The sequence below is a fragment of the Legionella sp. W10-070 genome, from assembly GCF_900640175.1.
Classification (GTDB): Bacteria; Pseudomonadota; Gammaproteobacteria; order Legionellales; family Legionellaceae; genus Tatlockia.
Genome location: NZ_CAAAJC010000030.1, coordinates 1 through 22,735, shown reverse-complemented (window position 1 = coordinate 22,735; position 22,735 = coordinate 1). Strand labels below are relative to the sequence as shown.

Here is a 22,735-nt window from a genome sequence, read left to right as displayed (position 1 = left end):
CAGCATTATAAGAGCTTTGTCAATAAAAACTTAGGGCCAATTGGAAGCATAAAGCGCGGAACGTAGGCTCTGGCTCCAATTGTCAACAAACCCTAGTATAAAACTTTTCTAAAACTTTAACAGAGCAGAGATTAAAATTAACACCCATAGCGAACCGCTTTCAATTCTGAATAACATTTGCTTTCTCCTCAAAATAAAGAGATGACGGGCATCAAATTTTCCTTTAAACTGGCAAACCGTTACTAAAAATAGATCTTAGTAGCTGTTGTACCAATCGATAATTATGGATAATGAGGAGACACAACATGCCTGGATTTACCTTCCCTAAACTTGAAGTCTTAGAAGCAAATCTCACCGCCCTTACCAAGAAATTGTTAGATGCACATGGAGTTGGTGAGGTGAGTAAATTGCCAACGCATCGACAGAAACACTTAGCAAAAATTGAGACAGCACTCCATACTGCCGAAGATTTACAGCCTGCTTTATTTAATAATCAAGAAGAATTGGAAACCTATCAGGCAGCTATAGTGCTTGACACCTATCTTGCTATTAAGAAAGAGATTGAGACAGATGAGTATTATACTGAAGGTTATCGTGCTAAAGTTCTTAAGAAGATTCCCATTGCCTCAAGATGGACGGATCCTTCACGGAGTGTTTTATATAATAATCTTAAAGAGGCAATGGGGGTAAGTGAAAAAAATCCTCTTGATGAGGAAGCCCTCAAGATAATTCAGGAAGTTCATTCCACACTCGTATTAAACCAAAATCCTTTGCCAAAAATAAAAAATCTATATGCAAATGGTATTCTTCCTGAAATTGCTCAAAATGTAGTAAACAAATTACAACATGTTGAAGCTGACTCAATTAAACCTGTTCAAGCTCCTTTTGATCAAGTTACAGATCAAATTAAATCTTTCTCCAGAGATACATTAAGAAATACTGCAACTAAACAAGATACTTGGACGAAAGATGATTTAGATCAAACAAAAGATGCCATCAGAGCTTTCAACCAAGCTAAACTAAAAAAGGTTGAGACAAAAGAAAGTTGTTTCAATCCTGAAGGCATTTTTACATACCAACGCGAAATACACCCTCAGCCGACTAAAGATGAACCAGCTCTGGTTAGCAAGTCCTTCAAGTGATAACCCTTTTCTCATCTCCAGCCGGAATGCCAATGCAATCCGGCACTTTCTTCTGCGAGGGCCGTGACATTTCGTCTGCAGTTTGTAGGTTGGGCCTTGGCCCAACAACTCTCGAATGTCGTGCCATCGAATGTTGGGTCTTGGCTCAACCTACATATTTTTTTCAATTATTATTCTAGGTTCAATCACCATTTAACTATGCCCAAATAGCAATGGCAGCAAGAGCAATGGACGAGATAAAAATGGAATCACAACGGTCATATCGAGTAGCGATTCTTCTCCAGTGCTTGAATCGATTAAATGCTCTCTCAATGAGGTTTCGCATTTTGTAGGTATCTTTGTCATACTGGCGCTGTACAATGCGGTTCCGTTTTGGAGGAATAACAGCTGCTGCCTTCATGCTCTGTTTAACATAATGAACAATACCATCAGTGTCATAACCTTTGTCTGCCAGTACAGCATCTGCTTTTGCTCCTCCAGCAAAGACTCAGCCTGGGTGCAGTCAGCAGTGTGTCCTGCTGTCAGTTGAAGCTTGACCGGCTTGCCCGTCCCGTCTGTGACAAGATGTATTTTTGTGCTTAATCCTCCTCGACTTCGCCCCACAGTCGAGTTTTTTTTACACCTTTTCCAGTCGTTGCATGCTGATGTGCTCGTACAATACTGCTGTCTATCATGCGGTAACGGTTTTTGCTATCTGCCAGAAGAACTTTAAATATTTTTTCCCATATACCAGCATGAGCCCAGCGCCGAAAACGATTATACGTCCGTTTCCATGGGCCATAGCTTTCCGGTAAGTGATGCCACATTGCTCCGCTGCGGATCACCCATAAACACCCATTTACAAATAAACGGTTATCTGTGCCTGTTCGACCCCTATCGGTTGCTTTCCTAGGAAGTAATGGCTCTAATTTACGCCACTGTTCCGCTGTTAATTCATAACGCGCTGTCATTTACCAACCATTCCGTTGAAATTGAGAAATAAGACAGTTTAAGGAATTTTTCATTTTATTCAATTTAAATGGTGATTGAACCTAATTATCCATTATAATGTTCTATTTTTAATCATCTAGTGCACCTAGCCCGCTCAATTAATTTGCAACGATTCTTAATAATTGCATAATGTGACTATTGTACAATTAATGTATAGATCAAAATAGCTACAAAGCGAAGCCAATGGGTTGGGTGTTATCATGGGGTTTGCATTATCACTTCTTTTAAAGGAAATGCGCAAGAAATTTCCTTTAAGCGATCAAACGCTGGAGATTAGTCCAGAAGTTCTGAAAAACATTAAACAAATTCAAAAAATTTGTAACAAGGACTATTTTAATCAGAGTTTTTATGGGAGTGCTGCACTAAATAGAAAAATATTACTCGATAAAAGGATTGCTGATTTACTCACACCAGAAACAATAACAGGGATTTTATCAATCCATGCCAGTACAACTAACCTGCCTAAGAGTCAAATTGGCATTTGGCGAAACAGTTCAGGTTATATCAGCTTCGCTGCTGCTCTATTCTATGGTTTTAACGAAGGCTTAGATACTATTCAGCTAATGCCTAACAATGAACCTCAATATAGTAGTGAACAATACCAGGATCAGAAAAAGAGATTTGAAGAAAATACCAAAAGAATAATTAACAATATTAAACAAGCTGCGATGGAGCTTGGAATATCAACAGAAGATGAACGATTTCAGCTTAAGGCTGAAAAGAATCAACCATTGAGTGAATTGTTTCAATCAATTGAAGATACTATTGGAAGCCTAAAAAGAGACAATAAAGGGGATGCACTCTTGTTTGTGCCCACTTACACTCCAGATGACATAAGACAACAAAGCATCTACGGTTTTAAAACAATTTGTAGTATTCTAAAAATAAACTATAGCATTCATTTAAACGCTATTGTTATCGATCCCCCTACTACAATCGACCATTTTATTAGTCAATTTCTTTCTTCAGAAGAGGCTCTTCTTGACGGGAAAGTAATACATCTTTTTTATGACAGGGCTCATTTAGAAGCTTGTATCGAACAAGATACCAAAATTATCTTCCAGAATAAAGAATATTATTTGAGAGATATTCTAAGAGAAATGATAAAAAAATGTGAGACTTCTGAAGCTGTAAGTAAGACTGCTAAAGAACAATTTGATATCAGATTAAAACTTTGTGATGCTCATCTTAGAGCGAGTTTTTCTTCTTACTGTAAACAGGAATCTCATCCATCAAAAAAATCTGAAGAAGCTGCTTTTCCCTCTGGATATAAGGAAATTAAAAAACTACTATCTAAAATCGAAACTGAAATTGACAAAGCACTATGGAATTATGGCAACCTTGGAAGTCTTTATGCAGAAAGAGATTTCCTTAGAAAAATTATAGAAATATATGACGACACAAATGGTAATTTGCCTTTAAAAAAATGCCTTGTATTAGCCAAATGGCATCATCCTGAAGGTTTTAAACAAGTATCCGATCATAGAGGAGTTAACTTTTTCTTCAATGTTCTGGATAAAAAAATACCCCAGAATCCTACGCAAGGTCCAAGACTTAAAAATAATGCCAGTATCACCTTGGAGAAATTGCTACACACTTTGCTAACAGACTATAAATCAATTGAGTGTTCCTACAATGCTCTTGATGAATTAGAGATTACTATTGACAGTATTTATTTTAATGTAACCCAAATTTTACTGAATGATCCTGATTTTGAACACATAACATTTACGGATGAGCATTTGGGAAAATATGCTGATTTTGTTACCCAAAAAGCCCTTTATAAACCCCAATTAGCAGTTAATAACAACCTAATAATACCATCCCCTGCTGATTACGAACAATTAGACAAGGAAGGGATTTGTTCTCATCTTCATTATGCTGAAAAGCTTGGTGTCACAGTATATTCTTCTGATTTTTATTCCTTTATTCAGAGTTTCCTACGAACGAAAGGTCAATCAGAACATTTACAAAAAACGTCTCCAGATGAATTAAAAAAGCTCATTCCTGAAATATTATTAAGCACAGCTATAGCTGCACATGGACTTTCACGAACTACGTTAAAAAATGCTGATACAGCTCACCACGAGCCGAGTGTGAATTACCGTAAAGAATTTACAAGCCCTAATTTCAATTTTTTTAAAAGTCGATTGGAATCTTTACGAACGAAAAAACCATCATTTGAGAAAGGATTTTTAAGCACAAGTGGCAATAACAGTTTTAAAAGAGATGCTAATACCTTTACTGTGTTTTATGAAGATGAAGTCTCGAATACTCTTGGGAAAAAAGTCGAAGCAATATCCAGGTACAGATCAGAAAAAGAATTCCTTTATAACCCAGGAACACAACTACAATATACCGATTATTATAAACATGGGAACCGTCATTTTTTTGCAGTTAGACCAATCCGCTCTATTGATGGAATTAAGGAAAACACTTATTCAAATCAGAGGCTTTCCAAGCATGAATTGGAAATAATCGATAAGATGTTCGAGCAGCATCTTATCAATCACAAGCACTCATTTTTCCGGCGATTGTTTGATACGGTGTCAAATGGTGACAAATTAAATTGTATCAAACAAGCTAAAAGTGAAATCAAAAAGACATTAGATGAGCTTAAAACACAGGAAAACTTAACAACTGAACAATTAGGAACTTGTAAGGCGGCTCTTGAACAAGCTATTGAGACTAATAAGGCACTCGTTGTTAAAGGATTTCTTCCTGCTTCTTTAGGTAAAACTGATAAAATACTGCAAGAGGCTTTGCTTCGCGTCAATCGCGCTATTCAACTGATAAACCCTCAAGAATCAATTATGGATAAACCATTGATGACTTAAAAATTTATCAGATAACATCCCTACTATCCTCAGAAAAAATAGGCTCTCCTGGAATTTTTCGACTTTCACTAGCCCACTCGCCTAAATCGATTAATTTGCAGCGATCAGAGCAAAAAGGCTTGTATTGGTTCGCCAGGTTCCAGGTATCTTGTTTACCACAAGTTGGACAGTTGATTTTTTTACGATTGTTCATAATACCTTGTTCATTTTAGCGAAGAGAAAGGGATTCGCTATTTTCAATTTCTGAGTCAAGCTTTTTTAGCGAGGATGAAGCAGGCTGGCTAAAGAGCCTGTCTTTACATAACTTACCCTCTTTCAAGGATTTTTCATGCGCTTTAATCAACTGTGCTGCCACATGAAAACCTCGACTTATAGCATAACCATAAAGAGTTTTCTTATCGTAATGAGTCTCTGTTCTTGCGCCATTCTCAAGCAAACAGTTAACCACGTCTACTGATTCCCTGCGCTCATCATGTGATTTTTTATTAGCCATTGCCCAATGAAGAGCAAGTTTACCCTTCTGATCCGGAGTATCCAATAGGGCTCCCATATCAATTAATTTTTGTACTGCTTCTACTGAGTACCCATATTCACAGGCAACGCCAAGCATCGTATTACCGAATCCATCAAAAGCATTAGCCGCGAAAAAGAGAATATTCTTATCCATATTATCCGGACAAAATTGTAAAAAACCTGGCAACCCACTCAGTACCAGCCGCATAGGGAAAATTTGGCAATATCTCTTTTATTTGAGCGAGTTGATTCTCAGACATTTCATTTTCGCTCTTTATAGACTAGCGTCGATAATCTTTAAGTTGGAATTCATACTCTTTCATTACATTAATTCCTTATTAGGGTATCGCAGCCGAGCATACCGTACTTCGGTAAGGCAGTATAGTATGATCATTGCCATCCCACATCGTCTGGGTACAATGCTTGTATTTGCAAAATTCAGCAAGGCTTGAGCGTAGCCTTGATGAAGCATAGCGTAATCAAGGTTTATTTATATCAATCCTTCAATTATTATCCTTAAATCCAACCATCGAAAGGAAATAAAGAATTGGGGAATTATCGAAGAAGTCTCGTTCCAGGAGGAACATTTTTCTTTACTGTGACCTTGCGAAATAGAAAATCAGGCTTGCTGGTAGAGAAAATTAACCTGCTTAAAGAGGCGGTTCAGACAGTTAAAGCGCAACACCCCTTTCAAATAAAAGCCTACGTGATTTTACCCGAACATCTCCATATGATTTGGCAATTACCGCAAGGGGATTCAAATTACTCTCAGCGATGGAAAAAAATAAAAGCACTGTTCTCAAAATCGCTAAATAAGACAGATTTACCATTGGTTAAAACAAGGCACAATGAATATAGTCTTTGGCAACGTCGATTCTGGGAACATACCATCAGAGATGAAGCAGACTTTGACAACCACGTGAATTACATTCATTTTAACCCCGTCAAACATGGATTAGTTGAATCGTTGCACCATTGGCCTCATTCCTCATTTTAAAGGATCCCGCAGGCATCCACCAAGTCAATATCCTGTGGTTTTAGCGGTTCGCCAAGAAAGATCTCACCTACCGTTTGAAAGCGTCTAATCGAATCAGTCACCAGGTAGCTAACCGTACCCTCTTCAGAGGAGGCTAAATTAAGCAAATTAGCCTTGGCAAGAAGCTGATGTAATGACTGTGCCGTGGCTTCAGCTGAATCAACAATGGTCACTCCCGCAGGCAGCAGTTCCCTTAATAAGGATTTAAATACAGGAAAATGGGTACAACCCAAAAGCAAGGTATCTTCTTCAGTGAAACCAGCCAAATAATGCCGCAATGCTTCTTTGGCAATGGCATTATCAACCATCCCCTCTTCTGCCAGTGCAACCAGCACGCTACAGGCTCGTGCACTGATGGAAGCCTGGGGTAGTTTTTCGCAAATTAGACGCTGATAAGCATTGGAGGCTATCGTTGTTTCAGTCGCCAATACGGCAATGCGGTGATTTTTAGTTGCCGCCACCACAGCAGAGGCACCGGGCGCTACAACCCCTAAAACCGGGATATCAGGAAGAATGGCCTGCAGATGGGGCAAGGCGGCGGTAGTGGCGGTATTACAGGCAACAACCAGGGCTTTAATTTGCCGCTCCACTAACACTTTTGCCATCTGCAAGGCATACTGCTGCACGGTATCCTGGCTTTTGGTCCCATAAGGCAGACGTGCTGTGTCACCTAAATAAATAAACGATTCATGCCTTAAGTTCGTTTTCAGGGCTCGAAGTACGGTCAAGCCCCCCATCCCTGAGTCAAACACGCCAACAGGCAAATTATTATTCATTATTATCCTCTGTATTTATTCCTTTATCTACGTGCCAGGACCTCTGGAGATAGTAGGCAAGTCTTCTTCCACTGCTGCTGGCGCATCAGACGTCCCTCTTTTCAGCTCCTCCAGTTTATCTTTCATGGTGCTGCCAACTTTCTCAGCAGCCTTAATAATTTGTTGCTCCTCTGTTTTAGCTGCATCCTTTTTACCGAATTTATCCTCATTAACCTTTTCTAGTGGTGTAAGAACTGCAGCGATGATTTGCTGACAATTAGCTTGTTCTTTTACTTGCTCAAAAAGCGAAGTTTCAGCGAAGCTTTCACTGTATTTAGGCCACTTTCGAGCCCTGAATCCATTTTGTTCCGGCCTAAAACCCGCAGTACACTTAATGTGTCGGTTATCAAATTTCATATTAGGATCAGATTTGCCAATGATCATGAACGCAGTCCAGATATGTTTAGCCATTTCAGGATCAGTTTCTGAGATAACAATTGGATTCTGCTCTGTTGGTGGGCGGCTTAACGATTTAGTGAGATTGCCTGCCATCTCCATTGCCAAAATGAACCTACCCATGGCATCGGCAGGTTTGTTTGAAACGGTGTAAGCCATACTGGGATTAAATTCAACCCTGTCTCCTCTTTTCTCTGGCTTCACATTTCCTGCGCCGCGCTCTTCCAGATAACTTCCCGTATACTCTTTATTACCAACTTGACATGCAACAGAGTGCCTTCTTAGCTTTCCAGGCTCAAGTATATCTTTGTCATCCCTGGAGTAGAGTAGAGGGGCGGGAGTATTAATCGTTATAGAATTGACGTCAGAGGATACGCCAGGAACCTGATCAACCTCCGCGCTCCTAAGCAAAGCTGCTTTTTCCGAAAGATCATAGTCATTGGCAGAAGTCACTTTTCTTATATGGCCGGTAAGCATCTTCATCGACGCCCTGCCTGCCTTGGCAGCTTCAAGAACTTCCAGAATACCGGCTTCCCCATGCAGCTTATCATGGATTTGCTTATAATGCTGATACCCATTTTCTGCCTGCTCGATTTGAGCTGCCAACTCTTTACGACGTGCAGCAATTGCTTCTTTAGCCGCTGGAATATCAAGATCAGACAAGCTCGCCTGCTGTGCCTCTAATACCTTAAGCTCCTGGGAAAAGACTTGCATCATGGAACTGCTTATCTCATCTACATCTCGATAAAGAGGGGCTAATCTTTCTGCCCTCTCTTTGGCAGTGGCTTCAAAAATTGGATTAAGTAAATCTGTAGCCTTATCATTAGTGCCAAGAAAAAGTATCTGGTCACGAACGTCCCTGTCCGTTTCCTCTATCTCATTATGGCGGTCAATATAGGACCTGACTTCAGCTTTTTGCGCTTTGATCAACGCTTTTACTGCTGTTTCTATATCTGGAGCAGTCTTAGCGACCTCAAAGGCCTTTTTGCCCGCTGCAATCTTGGCTGCCTGAAAGGCTTCAGGGGTTAGTTGTTTTTTAATCGCTTCGGCATCGAAAACACCAGCTGCAGAAGGAGATTTCTCTAGTTCCTTTATAAAAACAGCTAAAGTAGGTGCTTTTTTAAAGGCAGCTATAGCACCATCTATTTTTTCTATCTCATTGGGGAAGGCTTTTTTCTTGGGCAGAGCCATCAATTGTTGGAGAATCGCTTTATCAGAAGCAGATGGAGATGGAGCATATGCTGCAATTAAATATTGATTGAAATCATGTTGAGTTTTTACTTTGTTGCTAATTACTCCACCATTCTTAGGTTCTAATGTTGCAGTATTATCATTTCCTGTAAGCCCAAAAGCAGTGAATACTAAGGCATCTGCAGGTTGATTTATTGCCGCAGCAATCGCTCCAACTCGCTGCGCATACTCTAGAGATCCTGGTGGAGGATCGAAGTTATTAGGAGCAGCATTTAACAATACATTGTTAATATTATCAATCATCGTCTGATCTAAATTAATGGCTGGGGTAAAATCAGCAAGAATCCTGGCCACTTCAGGGTTGGCAATGTTATTAAAAGCCGCAAGCCCCTTATTCTCTTCAGCAAGATTTATCGCCAACGTGTTTAATGCGTCATCCTTGATTCCGCTGTTGCCAGCAAGAATAAAGTTTATTTTAGCCCTGAGCTCGGTTTTCTTTTTTTCTGTATCTTTTTCGTCGCTTTGTACATTCATCAAGGAGCGAAGGGCTTGAGGATTCCTCAACAATGCCTGTTGCATTTCCAAAGACAAGGCAGAAACCAAGGCAACCAAATGTGGACGGTTTTTAAATTGAGAGTAATTTGCTATCTCATGTTTCAACGCATTCGTACAAGCCGCCTTTTGTACGATTTTCATTGAGTCCTGACTTACCCAGTCCTGAGCAGTCACTCCCAATCCTGTAAGCGCTGTATTAAATTGATTAATAGTTCTGGCTCCTGCAAGCTGCTCTAAATTTGCAAGCGGTTTATCAGCAGGATAGTTCTTTACCAAATTTTCAACCATCTTCGCCTGGAAATTTTGCTTATCTTTAGCGGGCAGATCCTTAATTAGATCAATGGCATCGGGGTTATTTATCTTATCTTTTAACCCGTCATACCCTGCTTTCGATAAGTTGATTTCCTGGTTATCTCTGATATGTTTTTCAATGGCAGCATGAGCACGGAATATTTTTGAAAATGGTGTATCCAGACTGCCGCCAAATAAGTTGTCGATTGGTGCCGCGTTGGAACCAAGTAAATCCTTAGCACCCTGCACCACATCATTAATATTTCCATTCACTATATTTCCAAGCGCCACACTATTGAGAGCGGCAAGTTTATTTTTTGCCACGAGAAGAAAGGCTTCCTCGCGTGCTTCTTTCAGATGGTCAGCAGCAGGATCGTTTATCTTAACAGCCACATCATGAGGTATTCCAAGTGCTTCAACTGCGCTGATCATCTTGTTTGCATCATCTGCATTTAATAGATCAATAAGTAGCAAATTATTAGACTTTTTAATCTGCTGTAGGAGTAATAACTGTTGAGCCTGCTTTTGAATATTGCCTGCTGTACCATCAAGAATAACATCCCCAGTTGTCACATCCCAGGCTGGATAACTTGCCAATTCGGTAGCTAAAGTAGCTAGCTGGGTTCTTACTTCCGAGAAATTTGACGCTTTGATAATGTCCTGTAACTGGGCTTCACTCGCATCTTTTAACTTCTGATTAACTTTTTCTTGTGCAAGGGCTTGTAATCTCGTTTTTGCTGCTTCCTTAATATTGTTGATTGCATCGTTTGTTAGCAGAGTTTCGGTATCAGGAGCCCATCCTGGATGATTGGCGAAATTGCCAAAAAACTTTTCATCAGCAGAAGCAATTACTCCTCTAACTTGAGTAGCATCAGCTGGCGGTTGAAGGATGGCTTTTAGCAATTGTTCACTATCAGCATCATCGAGTGCTAAAGCACTTATCCCCAGGGTGATTCTTTTTTCTGCAGCTAATTGACGAAATACGCTAAATGTCTGAGTAGGCTGCGGATCTCTATTAGCCCAAGTCCTCCAACTACTAAGGTTATTTGCCCCATCTGCCGCCAAAAAACTTTCGTCGTTATTTATACCGGATAAATCCAGTCCATTCAGACCACTCCAAAAATCTTTCTTATCAAATATAGCGGTTCTAAATTTATCTGGTTCGGCAACAGGATCAACCTTAAGCATTCCATCCAGAGCATCTTTGTAAGCAGCCCCTTTATGTGTTTCTAAATTCTGGCTTTGCAAGGCAGTTAAAAAATCTTTGTTTTTTGTCATGGATCACTCCAACAATTCTAATGAATTTATTTTAAACTTAAATTCTTAAGCCTTCATTAAAGTTTACTAAAATTTTGCAGAAGACTTGATTTGCGTAAAACTTATTTCTATTTTTAACAGTATAGCAAGCGATTGGACAATAATATGAAACAGGGAATTTGTTTCTGTATCTTGCTGTTTTCAGGAGCCTTGTTTGCTCATCAACAAGGCTGTATCATCGGTAACAAGCCTGATCGTCCGCGTTATGTCTGCATGGACGGGCGTTCACTTTGCCAGAGTCCTAACGGCTGGATATGGAAGGCAAAACGCGGCTGCTTTATGAGCAAGATGCCCTGTTGTAATTATGAGGCAACGCATTACAGCTATTCGAGTAACCCTGCTTATGTTTATTATTCCTATAAACAATGCCGCGAGGGCTATCCTTATCGGTTGGGAGAAAATCAGACCCATTAATTCAGGAATAACTGTAACTCACCGTCAACAGGATGGTGAGTAATAGCCAGAGGAGCATATTGATAAAAAAGGCGTGGTTAAACGACTCAAAACGTTTATGCTTTACCCAGAAATTAGCGACAGCTACCGGCAAAACAGAGCAAATCATCAGCACTAGAATGTTGGCCACAAGCAGCGCACCGTTAAACGGTAACCAACTAGCGATAAGCGATGCCATACGGTGCAATAGCGTTTTGATTGCCAGTAATCCCCAAACCACCCAGTCTTCATAATAGGCAATCAGGGAAGAGGCCAGCAATAGGGGAATAACCACTGGCATTCCAGGAGCAGCAAATACCTTTTTTAGTACGTTGGCAATTTCCTGGGTAAAAAAGACCGTAATTGAACCTAAAAAGACGACTAGCGCCACAGTATAAATCATCGTGCTTACCCTTTTTCTTCGAGAAATTCCCAACGCGCATAGAGTTGCGCAAGGGTTTGCTCATCCGCCGCAAGCTCCTGATTACAAGTGGCAATGCGCTCGGCATCCTGCTGATAAAAATCAGGACTGGCCATTTTTTCCTGTAATTGGGCAATTTTCTCTTCCAGGGCTTCAATTTTTTGCGGTAATTGAGCCAGTTCCCGCTGCTCATTGAAACTCAGTTTGGCGATATTTTTATTGCGTTTAGGCGGTTTGGCAAGCGTTGTTGTTTCACGCTGCTTTTTTTGCAGCCGGTAATCATCATAGCCGCCCAGGTATTCATTAAATTGACAATCCTGCTCATAGATCAGCACACTGCTTACCACCTGATTGATAAAGGCCCGATCGTGGCTGATAAGCAACAGGGTACCCGGATAGTCCATCAGTAAATTTTCCAGCAATTCCAGGGTTTCAATGTCCAAATCATTGGTAGGTTCATCCATAACCAGCAAATTGACCGGTTTAGCCAATAATTTAGCCAGCAACAGGCGGTTTCGTTCACCGCCGGAGAGGGTTTCCACCGTCTGATTAAAGCGCTCCGGCGGAAACAAAAACTCCCGCAAATAAGTTGCCACGTGTTTTTGCTTGCCGTTAATGGTGACATAATCGGCACCTTCGCCTACATTAGCCATCACCGTTTGCTGCTCATCAAGATTGCGCCTTAGCTGATCAAAATAGGCTACCTCTAATGAGGTGCCATGACGCAGGGTTCCTGAATCCGGCGTTAACTCCCCTAGTAGCAGCCTTATCAGGGTTGTTTTGCCACAGCCATTAGGGCCAATGATACCAATCTTATCACCCCGGGTAAGCAACAAGGAAAAATCGCTGATCAGACTTTTACCATTAACACTGTAATTCAGATGCTCGGCTTCAAGCACCAAAGCGCCTGAGCGCGAGACATCGAGTGATAGGGTTTGCACCTTGCCAAGTTGCTCCCTGCGTGCCTTATACTGCTCACGCATCGCCTTTAAGGCACGAACACGCCCCTCATTACGGGTGCGCCTTGCCTTAATTCCCTGACGAATCCAGACTTCCTCTTCTGCCAGACGTTTATCAAACAGTTCATTTTGCCTTTGTTCGCTCAAACGCAGTGCTTCCCGCCTGTCGAGATAGGATTCATAATTGCAATCATAATTGTAAAGCTTGCCCCTATCGACCTCTACGATGCGATTCGCCACCTGCTCCAGGAAGGCCCTGTCATGGGTAACCACCAATAAACTGCCGCGGTAGGATTTTAAATAAGACTCCAGCCATTCAATTGCATTGATATCCAGATGGTTGGTAGGCTCATCCAACAATAATAAATCAGGCGCTGCGATAAGCGCTGCCGCTAATAACGCACGGCGTTTCATCCCCCCGGATAGCTGGCTCATTTTAACATCAGGATCAAGCCCAAGACGGCTTGCCATCATTTCAACCTGCGGCAATAAATCCCATGCCTGTAAATTATCCATCTGCTGTTGGCAGGCAGCCAGTTGCGTCATCTCGTTACCCGCTGACAAGAGACGGAACTGAGCCAGGGTTTCACCAATCTCACCTAATCCCTTAACCAGAAAATGGTAAACTGTCTCTCCGGCAGTCAAGGGGACTTCCTGAGTCAAGCCGGCAATACGCAGGCCGCTTATCTTGTTTATTTGGCCGCCATCAGCAACCAGTTCACCCTGCAGCAAACGCAATAAAGAGGATTTACCCGCCCCATTTCGCCCTACCAGAGCAATCCTGTCCTGGGGTTGAATATGCCAGCTCACTGCATCAAGCAAGCGATTTCCAGCGAGATTTAAGGTGACATTATGAAAAGAAATTATACTCATACCGACTCGTTTAATTTACACAACATGAAGACTTAAATGACTTCAATAGAACCCAGTTTGGCGTTTTTATGCTTTATCAGCAAATAAAAGGGTACGATTAAAACTGCGGTTTTTCCTTGAGTAGTAGCCTGGATGGAGCGCTAGCGAAATCCGGGGTATGGGTTTATTATCAAGCTCCGCTCCCGGATTTCGCTGACGCTCCATCCAGGCTACCATTCAATTACCACCAACCCGGCTTTAATAAAATCAAACAAAAAGCACAGTGCTAGCAGCGCTAACGCGAGCATTTTTGTTTGATTTTAACAAAATAACCGTTGGCTTGACGCAGTTGATAAAGCATAAAAACTCCGAACTGAGGTTAAATATAGCAATATTGATAATAAAATAGCTATTCTTTTCTCAGAATTAAACGCTTATCTTTTTGCGACAACTCAAATTGCGATAACACATTCATGCCTAATAAAATGAGCCTTTCATCTGCTCCAGGTACAATCACCACTTTGACGTTACGTAATGTAAAACCGGCAAACGATAATTCCTCTGCCCTGGCTAATGAACCAGTGACCTTGCCACTTGCAGTTTCCATCGTCACGCTATAACGTCCCCGCAAACGCATTTTTTCTGCGACACCTTGAGGAACGGCGACCAGGGTCGCACCGGTATCCAGCATAAATTTCACCGGATAATTATTAATTGTCCCATCAATATAATAGTGGCCTCTGCCATCAGGCGTAATGGTAACCGTGCCATGATTAACCTCATACGTCCCTTCCTCTGCACTGGTGTAGTAGTGGAAAAACCAAAACAGCAGGCCAAAAAAAATGAGCCAGGCAACAATAAACATAAAACGCCCTGTTTTGGCGTATTGGTTATTATTCACGTTTTATCTGGATGATGACAGCACCATGATCCCTTCAACTTCAACCTGAGCACCACGAGGCAAAGCGCTGACACCGATAGCCGCCCTTGCAGGATAAGGCTCAATAAAATAACGGTTCATCGCTTCATTCACCAAAGGAAAATGATTAAGATCAGTGAGATAGACAGTGAGCTTGACAAGCTTGGCAAGACTGCCTCCCGCTGCTTCACAAACAGAAGCCAGATTATCAAAAACCTGGTTTATCTGCGTGCGGATTTCATCACTGCATAACTGCATGGTTTCAGGATCGAGAGGAATCTGCCCTGATAGATAAACGGTATCGCCACAGCGAATCGCCTGACTATAAGTGCCAATAGCTGCTGGTGCCTGTTCACTATGAATCGGTTGCATTAATTATTCTCCTGCTTTTTACGGTAAAGACGCATTACTACCTTGTTAGTTCGCAAACGACGCATCACACGTGCCAAATGCGTTCTGTCACGCACACTGATAGAAAATGTGACTGCATTGTGGCGGCCATCACGCGGATCAACATTGATATTGCCTATGTTTGACTCCGCCTCAGAAATTGCGGTAGCCAATGCCGCCAGAACGCCTCGCTGATTAGCGACTTCTACCGTGATGTCCACCCAATACTCACCTTGTACCTGCTCATCCCAGCGTAAAGAAATCAATTGATCCGGCTTGCTCCGGCCTTGATTGATATTAGGGCAATCGCTGGCATGAACAATAATTCCACGCCCTTGCTGAAAACGTCCGACAATGTTATCACCAGGAATAGGCTGACAACAATCGGCAAAATGGACAACCATCCCTTCAGTACCTTTGATGGCTAAGGGACGGCTCTTATTCGTCGTGGCTTTCTCAAGTTCCGTGCTTTCCTGACTAATAACCAGACGCTTGGCAATGACCATCGGCATTTGATTACCAATGCCAATCGCATAAAGCAATTCATCTGCTGACTTGTAGTTTAAATCATGAAGCAAAGCCTGGAGTGTTTCAGGCGGTACTTTGGCATAATCACTGGAAAGTTCAGCAAGAGACTGTTCCAACAAGCGCTTGCCAAGGACAATGGATTCTGCATGCTGCTGGCTTTTTAGAAAATGACGGATATTGCTGCGCGCCTTTCCGGTCACCACAAAATTCAACCAGGCCGGATTGGGATGAGCGCCAGGAGCAGTAATGATTTCTACTGTCTGACCATTGGTCAGTGGAATGCTGAGCGGCACCAGGCGCCGATTAACCTTTGCAGCAACACAACTGTTACCGACACCAGAATGAACCGTATAAGCAAAATCAACCGGTGTTGCTCCCTTTGGCAATTCCATAATATGCCCCTTGGGAGTAAACACATAAACTTCATCGGGAAATAAATCAATCTTAACGTTTTCAATAAATTCCAAAGAACTCCCGGTACTTCGTTGCATTTCCAATAAGCGCTGTACCCATTCACGGGCGCGCAGCTGTGCTTCATTGACCTCAAGACCGGAAGACTTATAGATCCAATGGGCGGCCACCCCATTTTCCGCCACCTTATCCATATCCCGGGTGCGAATTTGCACTTCCAACGGCACGCCATAAGGACCAAACAGGGTGGTATGCAGCGATTGGTAGCCGTTTGCCTTGGGGATGCCAATATAATCTTTAAAGCGCTGAGGAACCGGTTTGTAAGTACGATGCAGCGCACCCATCACCCGATAGCAGGAATCAATATCCTCGGTGATAACTCGAAATGCAAACACATCAGTTATTTCAGTAAAAGAGGCTTTCTTCTGCCGCATTTTGCGATAAATACTGTATAAGTGCTTTTGCCTGCCGAAAACGTGCTCATAGGGGATATTAAGCTGTTTTAGTGCCTGAGCCAAATCCTGTTCAATGCGTTGGGTTAGTTCCCGTCGGTTGCCACGGGATTTTTCGACTGCTGACTTAATCGCCCGATAACGCATCGGGTAAAGTGCCTGAAACCCTAAATCTTCCAGCCCGATATAAATCGCATGCATACCCAAACGATTGGCAATTGGCGCGTAAATTTCAAGTGTTTCGATGGCGATACGCCGCCGCTTGACTGCAGGCATGGCGCCTAGTGTGCGCATGTTGTGGTAGCGATCGGCAAGTTTTACGATGATAACCCTTATATCCTTTACCATCGCCAAAACCATTTTACGGAAGTTTTCAGCCTGCGCCTCAGCCCGGGATTCAAATTTGATTTTGGTCAGCTTGGTAACACCGTCAACTAAAGCAGTGACCTCTTCTCCAAATTGCTGAATCAGGTCTTCTTTGCAGATGGAGGTATCTTCGACAACATCATGAAGCAACGTTGCCATGATAGTTTGGTGATCGAGACGCATTCGAGCCAAAATTAAGGCAGCCGCAACCGGATGAGTTATATAGGGCTCACCTGACCGACGCATTTGCCCTTGATGTGCCTTTTCTGCCACCAGATAAGCCTGATAGCATTTTTCAATCAGCGGCTGCTCAAGGTAACATTTAAGCTCTTCATCAAGCTCCTTAAAGTAGCTCACGCAACACTCCCGTCCCTCAAACTACCGCCAAAAACATCTTCAGGCTGGAAGCCTCCTGGTAATGTAAACTTCATTTGCCGCTTTTTTCCATCGATAAACCACAGATTTTCTATGTCTAATGAAATAAAGTTAACAAGCTTGGTAACAAGAACAGCAGGGCTGTCAGCCAACGTATCAGAAAAGAACTCTGACTGTTAGTCCTTGTAAAGAATATCGGGCTTAATCAGTCCTTCAGCAATTTCGCGAAGTGCCACGACGGTAGGTTTGTCATTTTCCCATTCTACCAGAGGCTGCTCGCCACGTACCGCAATCTCGCGGGCGCGTTTGGTCGCGACCATCACCAGTTCAAAACGATTTGCTACATGCTCTAAACAATCTTCTACGGTTACACGTGCCATAAACATCCCCCTCCAGAAAACTAATAGTATATTGCCAACGGTAGTTAAGGGTCTTTCGTTAATTCATAAATACCATCGTTTCTGACCTTTATTATTAAATATATCAGAAATTTACTTATTCTGAATCAACGGTAACTTAACTCACTCTAATAGGTGCGATTAAGAGGCTTTATTGTCGATAATTCTTACGTCTCGCCAACAAACGACAAGAAGTCAGTCGAGAAACCCATACTTTTAACCACACCCCTTCCACAGCAAAAGCTTCATTTTACTGCGATGATAATAGGAAAGATAGTAGTTTACCCTGTTGTACTGCCTGACGCTTCATTTGCAAGCGATTAGCAAGTACAATTGCCTGCAATTCGGAAGCAGCCTTATCAAAGCTATCATTGACGATAAGGTAATCAAACTCATTAAAATGACTTAATTCATCCTGTGCACGTTTCATACGGCCTGCAACCACTTCTTCATTGTCCTGACGCCTGTCTAAAAGACGTTGCTTAAGAATAGCCAGCGAAGGGGGAACAACAAAAACAGAAACAGCCTCAGGATAAAGTCGCTTGATTTGCTGCGCACCCTGCCAGTCAATGTCTAAAACCACATCGATGCCCGACTGCAACCGCGCGTTAATCTGCGTCACAGAAGTTCCATAGTAGTGATTAAACACCTTTGCATATTCAATGAAAGCATTATCAGCCACCATTTTTAAAAACTGTTGCTCGTTAATAAAAAAATAGTCTACACCCTCTTTCTCACCCGGTCGTACGCGGCGTGTGGTATGAGAGATTGATACCTCAATATTATCGGTCTCACTAACCAGTTTTTTTACCAAGCTGGTTTTGCCGCCGCCTGAGGGGGCTGCAACGATGATTAAGTTGCCTGTATAAGAAGTAGTCATAATTTCTACTCTATGTTCTGAATTTGCTCACGCATTTGATCAATTAATACTTTCATTTCAACAGCAATCTGGATTAATGCAACTGAATCTGATTTGGAGCTCAGTGTATTTGCTTCCCGATTCAATTCCTGCATTAAAAAATCCAAACGGCGGCCTGTCGCTTCGTCGCTGTCCAATACACGGCTTACTTCATCAACATGAATCTGCAACCGATCCAGTTCTTCGCTGATATCCAGCCGTGTCAGTATTAACGCAATTTCCTGCTCTATTCTTGAATTATCAACCTCTAACTGCAGCGTATTTAACCGGGTAGATAATTTATCCCTTACCTGACCTGCAACCGACGCGCTTTGCTGGCGAGCTTGCTTAACCTGTTCTTTAAGTTTATCCAAACGCGCCTTAATATGGACTTTTAGCGATTCCCCTTCTTTTTTCCTTATCGCTAAAAGCTGGGTTAAAGCCTCCTGGAATAACTGCTCAGCCTGCTGGGCTGCTATTTCCAGATCAGGCTGACTCACTTGCAAAACGCCAGGCCAGGCCAAAACAGTGCTTAATGATAAGTCATTAGCCAGAAATCGGGTTGCGGCTAATTGATTGCCTGCCTTGATTAAACCATCTGCCAATCCCTCATTGACAAGCATGGATGATTCAGCGCAAGAGGCATCCTGAAACTTCAACTGACATTCTAACCTGCCACGGGTAATCTTGCCACGTAGTGATGAGCGCAAAGACGCCTCCAGAAAACGGAAAGCCTCCGGAAGACGAAAGGAAACATCCAGGTAACGATGATTAACTGATTTAATTTCCCAACAAAAAACGCCGGCATCAAGCTGTCGCTCTATCCTGGCAAAAGCGGTCATACTGTGAGTCATAAATAGTACAAATTCTCCCAACGTGGGCGCGACTATAAACTATATCTGTACAAATGCAAGTCTCTTTCTGATCTCCAGGCAATAAGCCAAGGTGATATCATACCATTTATCTAAAAAATAGACTTGAGTGATTTAAATTGTAATTCACTCTGTATTCTACAATACAAAGGGCAATTAAACTAAACGGTGGTGAACAGCCACTGAAAAGTTTATAATCACCTATTTGTCGAGGATTAACTATGCGCCCAAGTAATCGTGAACCGAATCAACTACGCCCAATCAAAATAACCCGTAATTTTACTCAACATGCCGAAGGCTCTGTATTGGTAGAATTTGGCCAAACTCGTGTGCTGTGCAACGCTTCAGTCGTTGATGGCGTACCGCGATTCTTAAAAGGTAAAAATCAGGGCTGGGTTACCGCAGAATATGGCATGCTTCCCCGCGCTACACACAGCCGAACCGAACGCGAAGCAAGCAAAGGCAAGCAAGGCGGCAGAACGCTTGAAATCCAACGACTGATAGGCCGCTCCCTTCGTACCTGTGTCGATCTGAAGTTGCTGGGTGAAACGACAATTACCCTCGATTGCGACGTACTCCAGGCCGATGGTGGTACCCGCACAGCAGCCATTACAGGTGCCTGTGTCGCCTTAAAAGATGCCGTAGCCTGGATGGTATCACGGGAAAAACTACGTAAGATGCCTGCTTTTAACTATGTTGCTGCTGTCTCCGTAGGGATTTACCGTGGACAGGCCGTTTTGGATCTGGATTATGCGGAAGACGTACTCGCTGAAACAGACATGAACGTTGTAATGAATGAAGAAAATCATTTCATTGAAGTACAGGGCACTGCAGAAGACAAAAGCTTTACCCGTGAACAGCTCAATACGATGCTTTTACTGGCAGAGGGTGGTATTGCTCAATTAATCGAGATGCAGAAAAACGCTTAAATAATTAAGCCTTGATACAATCTGTAAAACGATACCCGAGATGGGGCGATTTTAACTGCGGTTTTTCCTTGAAAGCCTGGATAAAGCGCCAGCGAATCCAGGCTACCAATTGTCCTAAGAAAAGTCTAACTAACATTTAAGAGCTCTGTTACTTGGTTATCGATTGTTTATTCAACCAGAGCAACTGCTACCGTTTCCATTTAGTTTTGACAGGTTGTCTTGTGCAAATTGTTCTGTTTCTTGTCATCCCCGCGAAGACCGGGATCCATGCAGGATATAGCACGGAGCGCCTTAAAAATGGATTCCCGCCTTTGCGGGAATGACAAACAACCTGTCAAAACTAAATGGAAACGGTACTACTATTTATTAACACCAACCGCCGTTTTAATCACACCCCGAGAACAGGGCTTTATTGACCGCTATCGCCTTTGCTGTTTCCTTACTAACCCAATTTTTGTTAACTAATTGCATCAGATGTTGATCAAAAGTCTGCATCCCTTGAGCTGCCCCTGTTTGTATTACCGAATACATTTGCGCAATTTTGTCTTCACGAATCAAATTGCGAATGGCAGCATTACAAAGCATGATTTCTACTACCGGTAATCGCCCGCCATCTGTTTTCTTGATCAAATTCTGGGTTATTACTGCTTGCAAGGATTCAGCAAGCATTGAACGCACCATAGCCTTCTCTTCACCAGGAAACACGTCAATCAACCGATTTATCGCCTTTGTTGCTGTATCAGTATGAAGGGTTGCCAGCACGAGATGGCCTGTTTCTGCTGCGGTGATTGCAAGACGAATTGTTGCCAAATCCCTTAATTCCCCAAGCAAAATAATATCGGGGTCTTGACGCAAGGCAGCGCATAAGGCGGCATTGAAATCCCGTGTGTCTCGGTAAACTTCGCGTTGATTAATTAACGAGTGCCTGGAATGGTGAATAAACTCTATGGGATCCTCTATAGTCAGGATGTGTTGGCAACGCGTCCTGTTAATGTGCTCAATCATTGCCGCTAATGTCGTACTTTTCCCTGCGCCAGCAGCACCAGTAATCAACACTAACCCCCTGGTATAAGCAGAAACCGCAGTAAGTACCGATGGCAAACCCAGTTTCTCCAGCGTAGGAACCTCGACAGGAATAGTACGAAATACAGCAGCCGCCCCCCTTGCCTGCATAAAGGTATTCACCCGAAAACGCGCCAACTCGGCAAATGAGAAAGAGAAATCAGTTTCAAAATTCTTCTGATGGATTTTGTGCTGCTCCTCATTCATTAACTCACCAAGCCAGGTGTTGATTTGTTGATGTTCAAGAACGGGTAAATCAGTTTTATGTATCTCCCCGTCAATACGCAGCATTGGCGGCAAGCCTGCAGACAAATGTAAATCCGAAGCGCCATTGCTGGTAGCCAGCAATAAAAGTTCTGCAATATCCATAACATTCCATGAGGTTGTCTGCGTTGAGCTTAACGCAAATGGAGAATTAAGAGCAAGATCAGCAGATTTTGCGTTATAGTTAGTATCTTTCATTATTTTGACAGTAACTGAGATGAGTATTGCCCAGAGAATCCATAAAATTGAAGCGCTTATTAATTCAACGGCAAAATATTACCAACGAGCGCCCCAGGAAATTCATTTATTAGCTGTAAGCAAGGGGCATTCAGTGGATAACATTAAGGAAGCCTTTGATGCGGGATTGAGGGATTTTGGTGAAAACCATCTGCAGGAAGCGCTTATAAAGATGAAAGCCTTGCATGCGTGGCCTATCTGCTGGCATTTTATAGGTTCTATACAACGAAACAAGATTAAACATATCGCTCAACACTTTACCTGGGTTCACAGTATAAGCCGTCCAGAGATAGCCGTCTTACTTGAAAAAAATCGTCCGCAGGAGTTACCTCCCCTGAATGTCTGTCTGCAGATAAATTTTGATAATGAAGAAACCAAGTCTGGCATAAAACCACAACAAGCCTATGAACTTGCCGCAACGGTCATGAATTTACCCCGATTGAAATTGCGCGGCTTAATGACTATTCCCAAACCTCATTCTGAGGAACAGCAACAGTATGAAAGCCTGTTACGCTTGAAAACCCTTGTCACTGAATTAAATTCAGCCATGCATCTTTCCATGGATACTTTATCGATGGGGATGAGTGATGATTTAATCGCTGCCATCCGGGCAGGAAGCACGTATTTGCGTATTGGAAGGGCCATATTTGGTGAGCGATATGACTAGGGTTTGTTGACAATTGGAGCCAGAGCCTACGTTCCGCGCTTTATGCGCGGAATCTAGTCTCAAACCTTGTCAAGAGGATGATTAGTTTCGTGTGGTTTGCGTGGATCCCGCGCATAAAGCTTCCAATTGGCCCTAAGTTTTTATTGACAAAGCTCTTATAATGCTGTTTAAGAGCTTTTTTATTTTAATGGAGTAAGAAGTGCTTGGTACAGGAACAACA

At 42.4% G+C, this 22,735-nt stretch carries 20 protein-coding genes and 1 pseudogene; 6 read left to right on the top strand and 15 right to left on the bottom strand.

What is annotated here, in order from left to right:
• Positions 1 to 305 precede the first annotated feature (305 nt).
• Positions 306 to 1,142, top strand: coding sequence for a hypothetical protein (locus E1O65_RS11195; RefSeq protein ID WP_165474963.1), 837 nt, complete (start codon positions 306 to 308; stop codon positions 1,140 to 1,142).
• Positions 1,143 to 1,338: 196 nt separating this feature from the next.
• Here E1O65_RS11195 and E1O65_RS11190 read toward each other — a convergent pair.
• A pseudogene (locus E1O65_RS11190) lies at positions 1,339 to 2,092 on the bottom strand (IS5 family transposase).
• Between the two features lie 240 nt (positions 2,093 to 2,332).
• On the opposite strand from E1O65_RS11190, the gene E1O65_RS11185 reads away from it, so the two are divergent.
• Positions 2,333 to 4,969, top strand: a complete 2,637-nt coding sequence (locus tag E1O65_RS11185; RefSeq protein WP_133133688.1) for a hypothetical protein — start codon at positions 2,333 to 2,335, stop codon at positions 4,967 to 4,969.
• Between the two features lie 7 nt (positions 4,970 to 4,976).
• Here E1O65_RS11185 and yacG read toward each other — a convergent pair whose 3' ends face one another.
• The gene (gene yacG / locus E1O65_RS11180) at positions 4,977 to 5,162 is read right to left on the bottom strand and encodes a DNA gyrase inhibitor YacG (RefSeq protein ID WP_133133687.1); all 186 of its coding nucleotides are present in this window, start codon (positions 5,160 to 5,162) and stop codon (positions 4,977 to 4,979) included.
• A 15-nt stretch (positions 5,163 to 5,177) separates the two neighbouring features.
• Entirely contained in the window at positions 5,178 to 5,636 is a 459-nt protein-coding gene (locus E1O65_RS11175) for an ankyrin repeat domain-containing protein (RefSeq protein ID WP_133133686.1), read from the bottom strand.
• 393 nt (positions 5,637 to 6,029) lie between these two features.
• Between E1O65_RS11175 and E1O65_RS11170 the strand changes: the two genes are divergently transcribed.
• Positions 6,030 to 6,479, top strand: a complete 450-nt coding sequence (locus E1O65_RS11170; protein WP_133133685.1) for a transposase — start codon at positions 6,030 to 6,032, stop codon at positions 6,477 to 6,479.
• Here the strand turns inward: E1O65_RS11170 and murI are convergent.
• Positions 6,476 to 7,294, bottom strand: coding sequence for a glutamate racemase (murI, locus tag E1O65_RS11165; protein WP_133133684.1), 819 nt, complete (start codon positions 7,292 to 7,294; stop codon positions 6,476 to 6,478). The genes E1O65_RS11170 and murI overlap by 4 nt on opposite strands.
• 27 nt (positions 7,295 to 7,321) lie before the next feature.
• Positions 7,322 to 11,044, bottom strand: coding sequence for a hypothetical protein (locus tag E1O65_RS11160; RefSeq protein ID WP_133133683.1), 3,723 nt, complete (start codon positions 11,042 to 11,044; stop codon positions 7,322 to 7,324).
• Positions 11,045 to 11,188: 144 nt separating this feature from the next.
• Between E1O65_RS11160 and E1O65_RS11155 the strand changes: the two genes are divergently transcribed.
• Entirely contained in the window at positions 11,189 to 11,497 is a 309-nt protein-coding gene (locus E1O65_RS11155) for a hypothetical protein (RefSeq protein ID WP_133133682.1), read from the top strand.
• A 1-nt stretch (position 11,498) separates the two neighbouring features.
• On the opposite strand, the gene E1O65_RS11150 is transcribed toward E1O65_RS11155, so the two are convergent.
• From E1O65_RS11150 to E1O65_RS11115, 9 genes are all read right to left on the bottom strand, one after another.
• Positions 11,499 to 11,918, bottom strand: coding sequence for a hypothetical protein (locus E1O65_RS11150; RefSeq protein WP_133133681.1), 420 nt, complete (start codon positions 11,916 to 11,918; stop codon positions 11,499 to 11,501).
• Positions 11,919 to 11,923: 5 nt separating this feature from the next.
• Positions 11,924 to 13,768, bottom strand: coding sequence for a ribosomal protection-like ABC-F family protein (gene abc-f / locus E1O65_RS11145; RefSeq protein ID WP_133133680.1), 1,845 nt, complete (start codon positions 13,766 to 13,768; stop codon positions 11,924 to 11,926).
• A gap of 66 nt (positions 13,769 to 13,834) precedes the next feature.
• Positions 13,835 to 13,984, bottom strand: coding sequence for a hypothetical protein (locus E1O65_RS12605; RefSeq protein ID WP_165474962.1), 150 nt, complete (start codon positions 13,982 to 13,984; stop codon positions 13,835 to 13,837).
• A gap of 172 nt (positions 13,985 to 14,156) precedes the next feature.
• Entirely contained in the window at positions 14,157 to 14,648 is a 492-nt protein-coding gene (locus E1O65_RS11140; RefSeq protein WP_165474961.1) for a retropepsin-like aspartic protease, read from the bottom strand.
• Positions 14,649 to 14,651: 3 nt separating this feature from the next.
• Positions 14,652 to 15,038 (bottom strand): RidA family protein, encoded by a 387-nt coding sequence (locus E1O65_RS11135; RefSeq protein ID WP_133133679.1) that lies wholly within the window; start codon positions 15,036 to 15,038, stop codon positions 14,652 to 14,654.
• Positions 15,038 to 17,170, bottom strand: coding sequence for a bifunctional GTP diphosphokinase/guanosine-3',5'-bis pyrophosphate 3'-pyrophosphohydrolase (gene spoT, locus E1O65_RS11130; protein WP_133133678.1), 2,133 nt, complete (start codon positions 17,168 to 17,170; stop codon positions 15,038 to 15,040). Before spoT ends, E1O65_RS11135 begins: the two co-directional genes overlap by 1 nt.
• A 194-nt stretch (positions 17,171 to 17,364) precedes the next feature.
• A complete protein-coding gene (gene rpoZ, locus E1O65_RS11125; RefSeq protein ID WP_133133690.1) occupies positions 17,365 to 17,568 on the bottom strand; it encodes a DNA-directed RNA polymerase subunit omega in 204 nt (67 codons plus the stop codon).
• Between the two features lie 268 nt (positions 17,569 to 17,836).
• Positions 17,837 to 18,466, bottom strand: a complete 630-nt coding sequence (gene gmk, locus E1O65_RS11120; RefSeq protein WP_133133677.1) for a guanylate kinase — start codon at positions 18,464 to 18,466, stop codon at positions 17,837 to 17,839.
• A 5-nt stretch (positions 18,467 to 18,471) separates the two neighbouring features.
• Positions 18,472 to 19,338 carry a YicC/YloC family endoribonuclease gene (locus tag E1O65_RS11115; RefSeq protein WP_133133676.1) on the bottom strand — a complete coding sequence of 289 codons (867 nt, stop codon included), beginning with the start codon at positions 19,336 to 19,338 and terminating at the stop codon, positions 18,472 to 18,474.
• A gap of 239 nt (positions 19,339 to 19,577) precedes the next feature.
• Here E1O65_RS11115 and rph point away from each other — a divergent pair, with 239 nt between their 5' ends.
• Entirely contained in the window at positions 19,578 to 20,285 is a 708-nt protein-coding gene (gene rph / locus E1O65_RS11110; protein WP_133133675.1) for a ribonuclease PH, read from the top strand.
• A 384-nt stretch (positions 20,286 to 20,669) separates the two neighbouring features.
• Here the strand turns inward: rph and E1O65_RS11105 are convergent, their stop codons facing one another.
• Complete coding sequence (locus E1O65_RS11105; protein ID WP_133133674.1) at positions 20,670 to 21,716, bottom strand: type IV pilus twitching motility protein PilT; 1,047 nt, start codon at positions 21,714 to 21,716, stop codon at positions 20,670 to 20,672.
• A 112-nt stretch (positions 21,717 to 21,828) separates the two neighbouring features.
• Here E1O65_RS11105 and E1O65_RS11100 point away from each other — a divergent pair, with 112 nt between their 5' ends.
• Positions 21,829 to 22,515, top strand: a complete 687-nt coding sequence (locus E1O65_RS11100) for a YggS family pyridoxal phosphate-dependent enzyme (RefSeq protein WP_133133673.1) — start codon at positions 21,829 to 21,831, stop codon at positions 22,513 to 22,515.
• Positions 22,516 to 22,735: the final 220 nt, after the last annotated feature.

Bases quoted from the DNA above. Each gene is read 5' to 3' on its own strand.
- E1O65_RS11195 (WP_165474963.1), top strand. From the start codon at position 306: ATGCCTGGATTTACCTTCCCTAAACTTGAAGTCTTAGAAGCAAATCTC.
- E1O65_RS11185 (WP_133133688.1), top strand. From the start codon at position 2,333: ATGGGGTTTGCATTATCACTTCTTTTAAAGGAAATGCGCAAGAAATTT.
- yacG (WP_133133687.1), bottom strand. From the start codon at position 5,162: ATGAACAATCGTAAAAAAATCAACTGTCCAACTTGTGGTAAACAAGAT.
- E1O65_RS11175 (WP_133133686.1), bottom strand. From the start codon at position 5,636: ATGGATAAGAATATTCTCTTTTTCGCGGCTAATGCTTTTGATGGATTC.
- murI (WP_133133684.1), bottom strand. From the start codon at position 7,294: ATGAATAATAATTTGCCTGTTGGCGTGTTTGACTCAGGGATGGGGGGC.
- E1O65_RS11160 (WP_133133683.1), bottom strand. From the start codon at position 11,044: ATGACAAAAAACAAAGATTTTTTAACTGCCTTGCAAAGCCAGAATTTA.
- E1O65_RS11155 (WP_133133682.1), top strand. From the start codon at position 11,189: ATGAAACAGGGAATTTGTTTCTGTATCTTGCTGTTTTCAGGAGCCTTG.
- E1O65_RS11150 (WP_133133681.1), bottom strand. From the start codon at position 11,918: ATGATTTATACTGTGGCGCTAGTCGTCTTTTTAGGTTCAATTACGGTC.
- abc-f (WP_133133680.1), bottom strand. From the start codon at position 13,768: ATGAGTATAATTTCTTTTCATAATGTCACCTTAAATCTCGCTGGAAAT.
- E1O65_RS12605 (WP_165474962.1), bottom strand. From the start codon at position 13,984: ATGGTAGCCTGGATGGAGCGTCAGCGAAATCCGGGAGCGGAGCTTGAT.
- E1O65_RS11135 (WP_133133679.1), bottom strand. From the start codon at position 15,038: ATGCAACCGATTCATAGTGAACAGGCACCAGCAGCTATTGGCACTTAT.
- rpoZ (WP_133133690.1), bottom strand. From the start codon at position 17,568: ATGGCACGTGTAACCGTAGAAGATTGTTTAGAGCATGTAGCAAATCGT.
- gmk (WP_133133677.1), bottom strand. From the start codon at position 18,466: ATGACTACTTCTTATACAGGCAACTTAATCATCGTTGCAGCCCCCTCA.
- E1O65_RS11115 (WP_133133676.1), bottom strand. From the start codon at position 19,338: ATGACTCACAGTATGACCGCTTTTGCCAGGATAGAGCGACAGCTTGAT.
- rph (WP_133133675.1), top strand. From the start codon at position 19,578: ATGCGCCCAAGTAATCGTGAACCGAATCAACTACGCCCAATCAAAATA.
- E1O65_RS11105 (WP_133133674.1), bottom strand. From the start codon at position 21,716: ATGGATATTGCAGAACTTTTATTGCTGGCTACCAGCAATGGCGCTTCG.
- E1O65_RS11100 (WP_133133673.1), top strand. From the start codon at position 21,829: ATGAGTATTGCCCAGAGAATCCATAAAATTGAAGCGCTTATTAATTCA.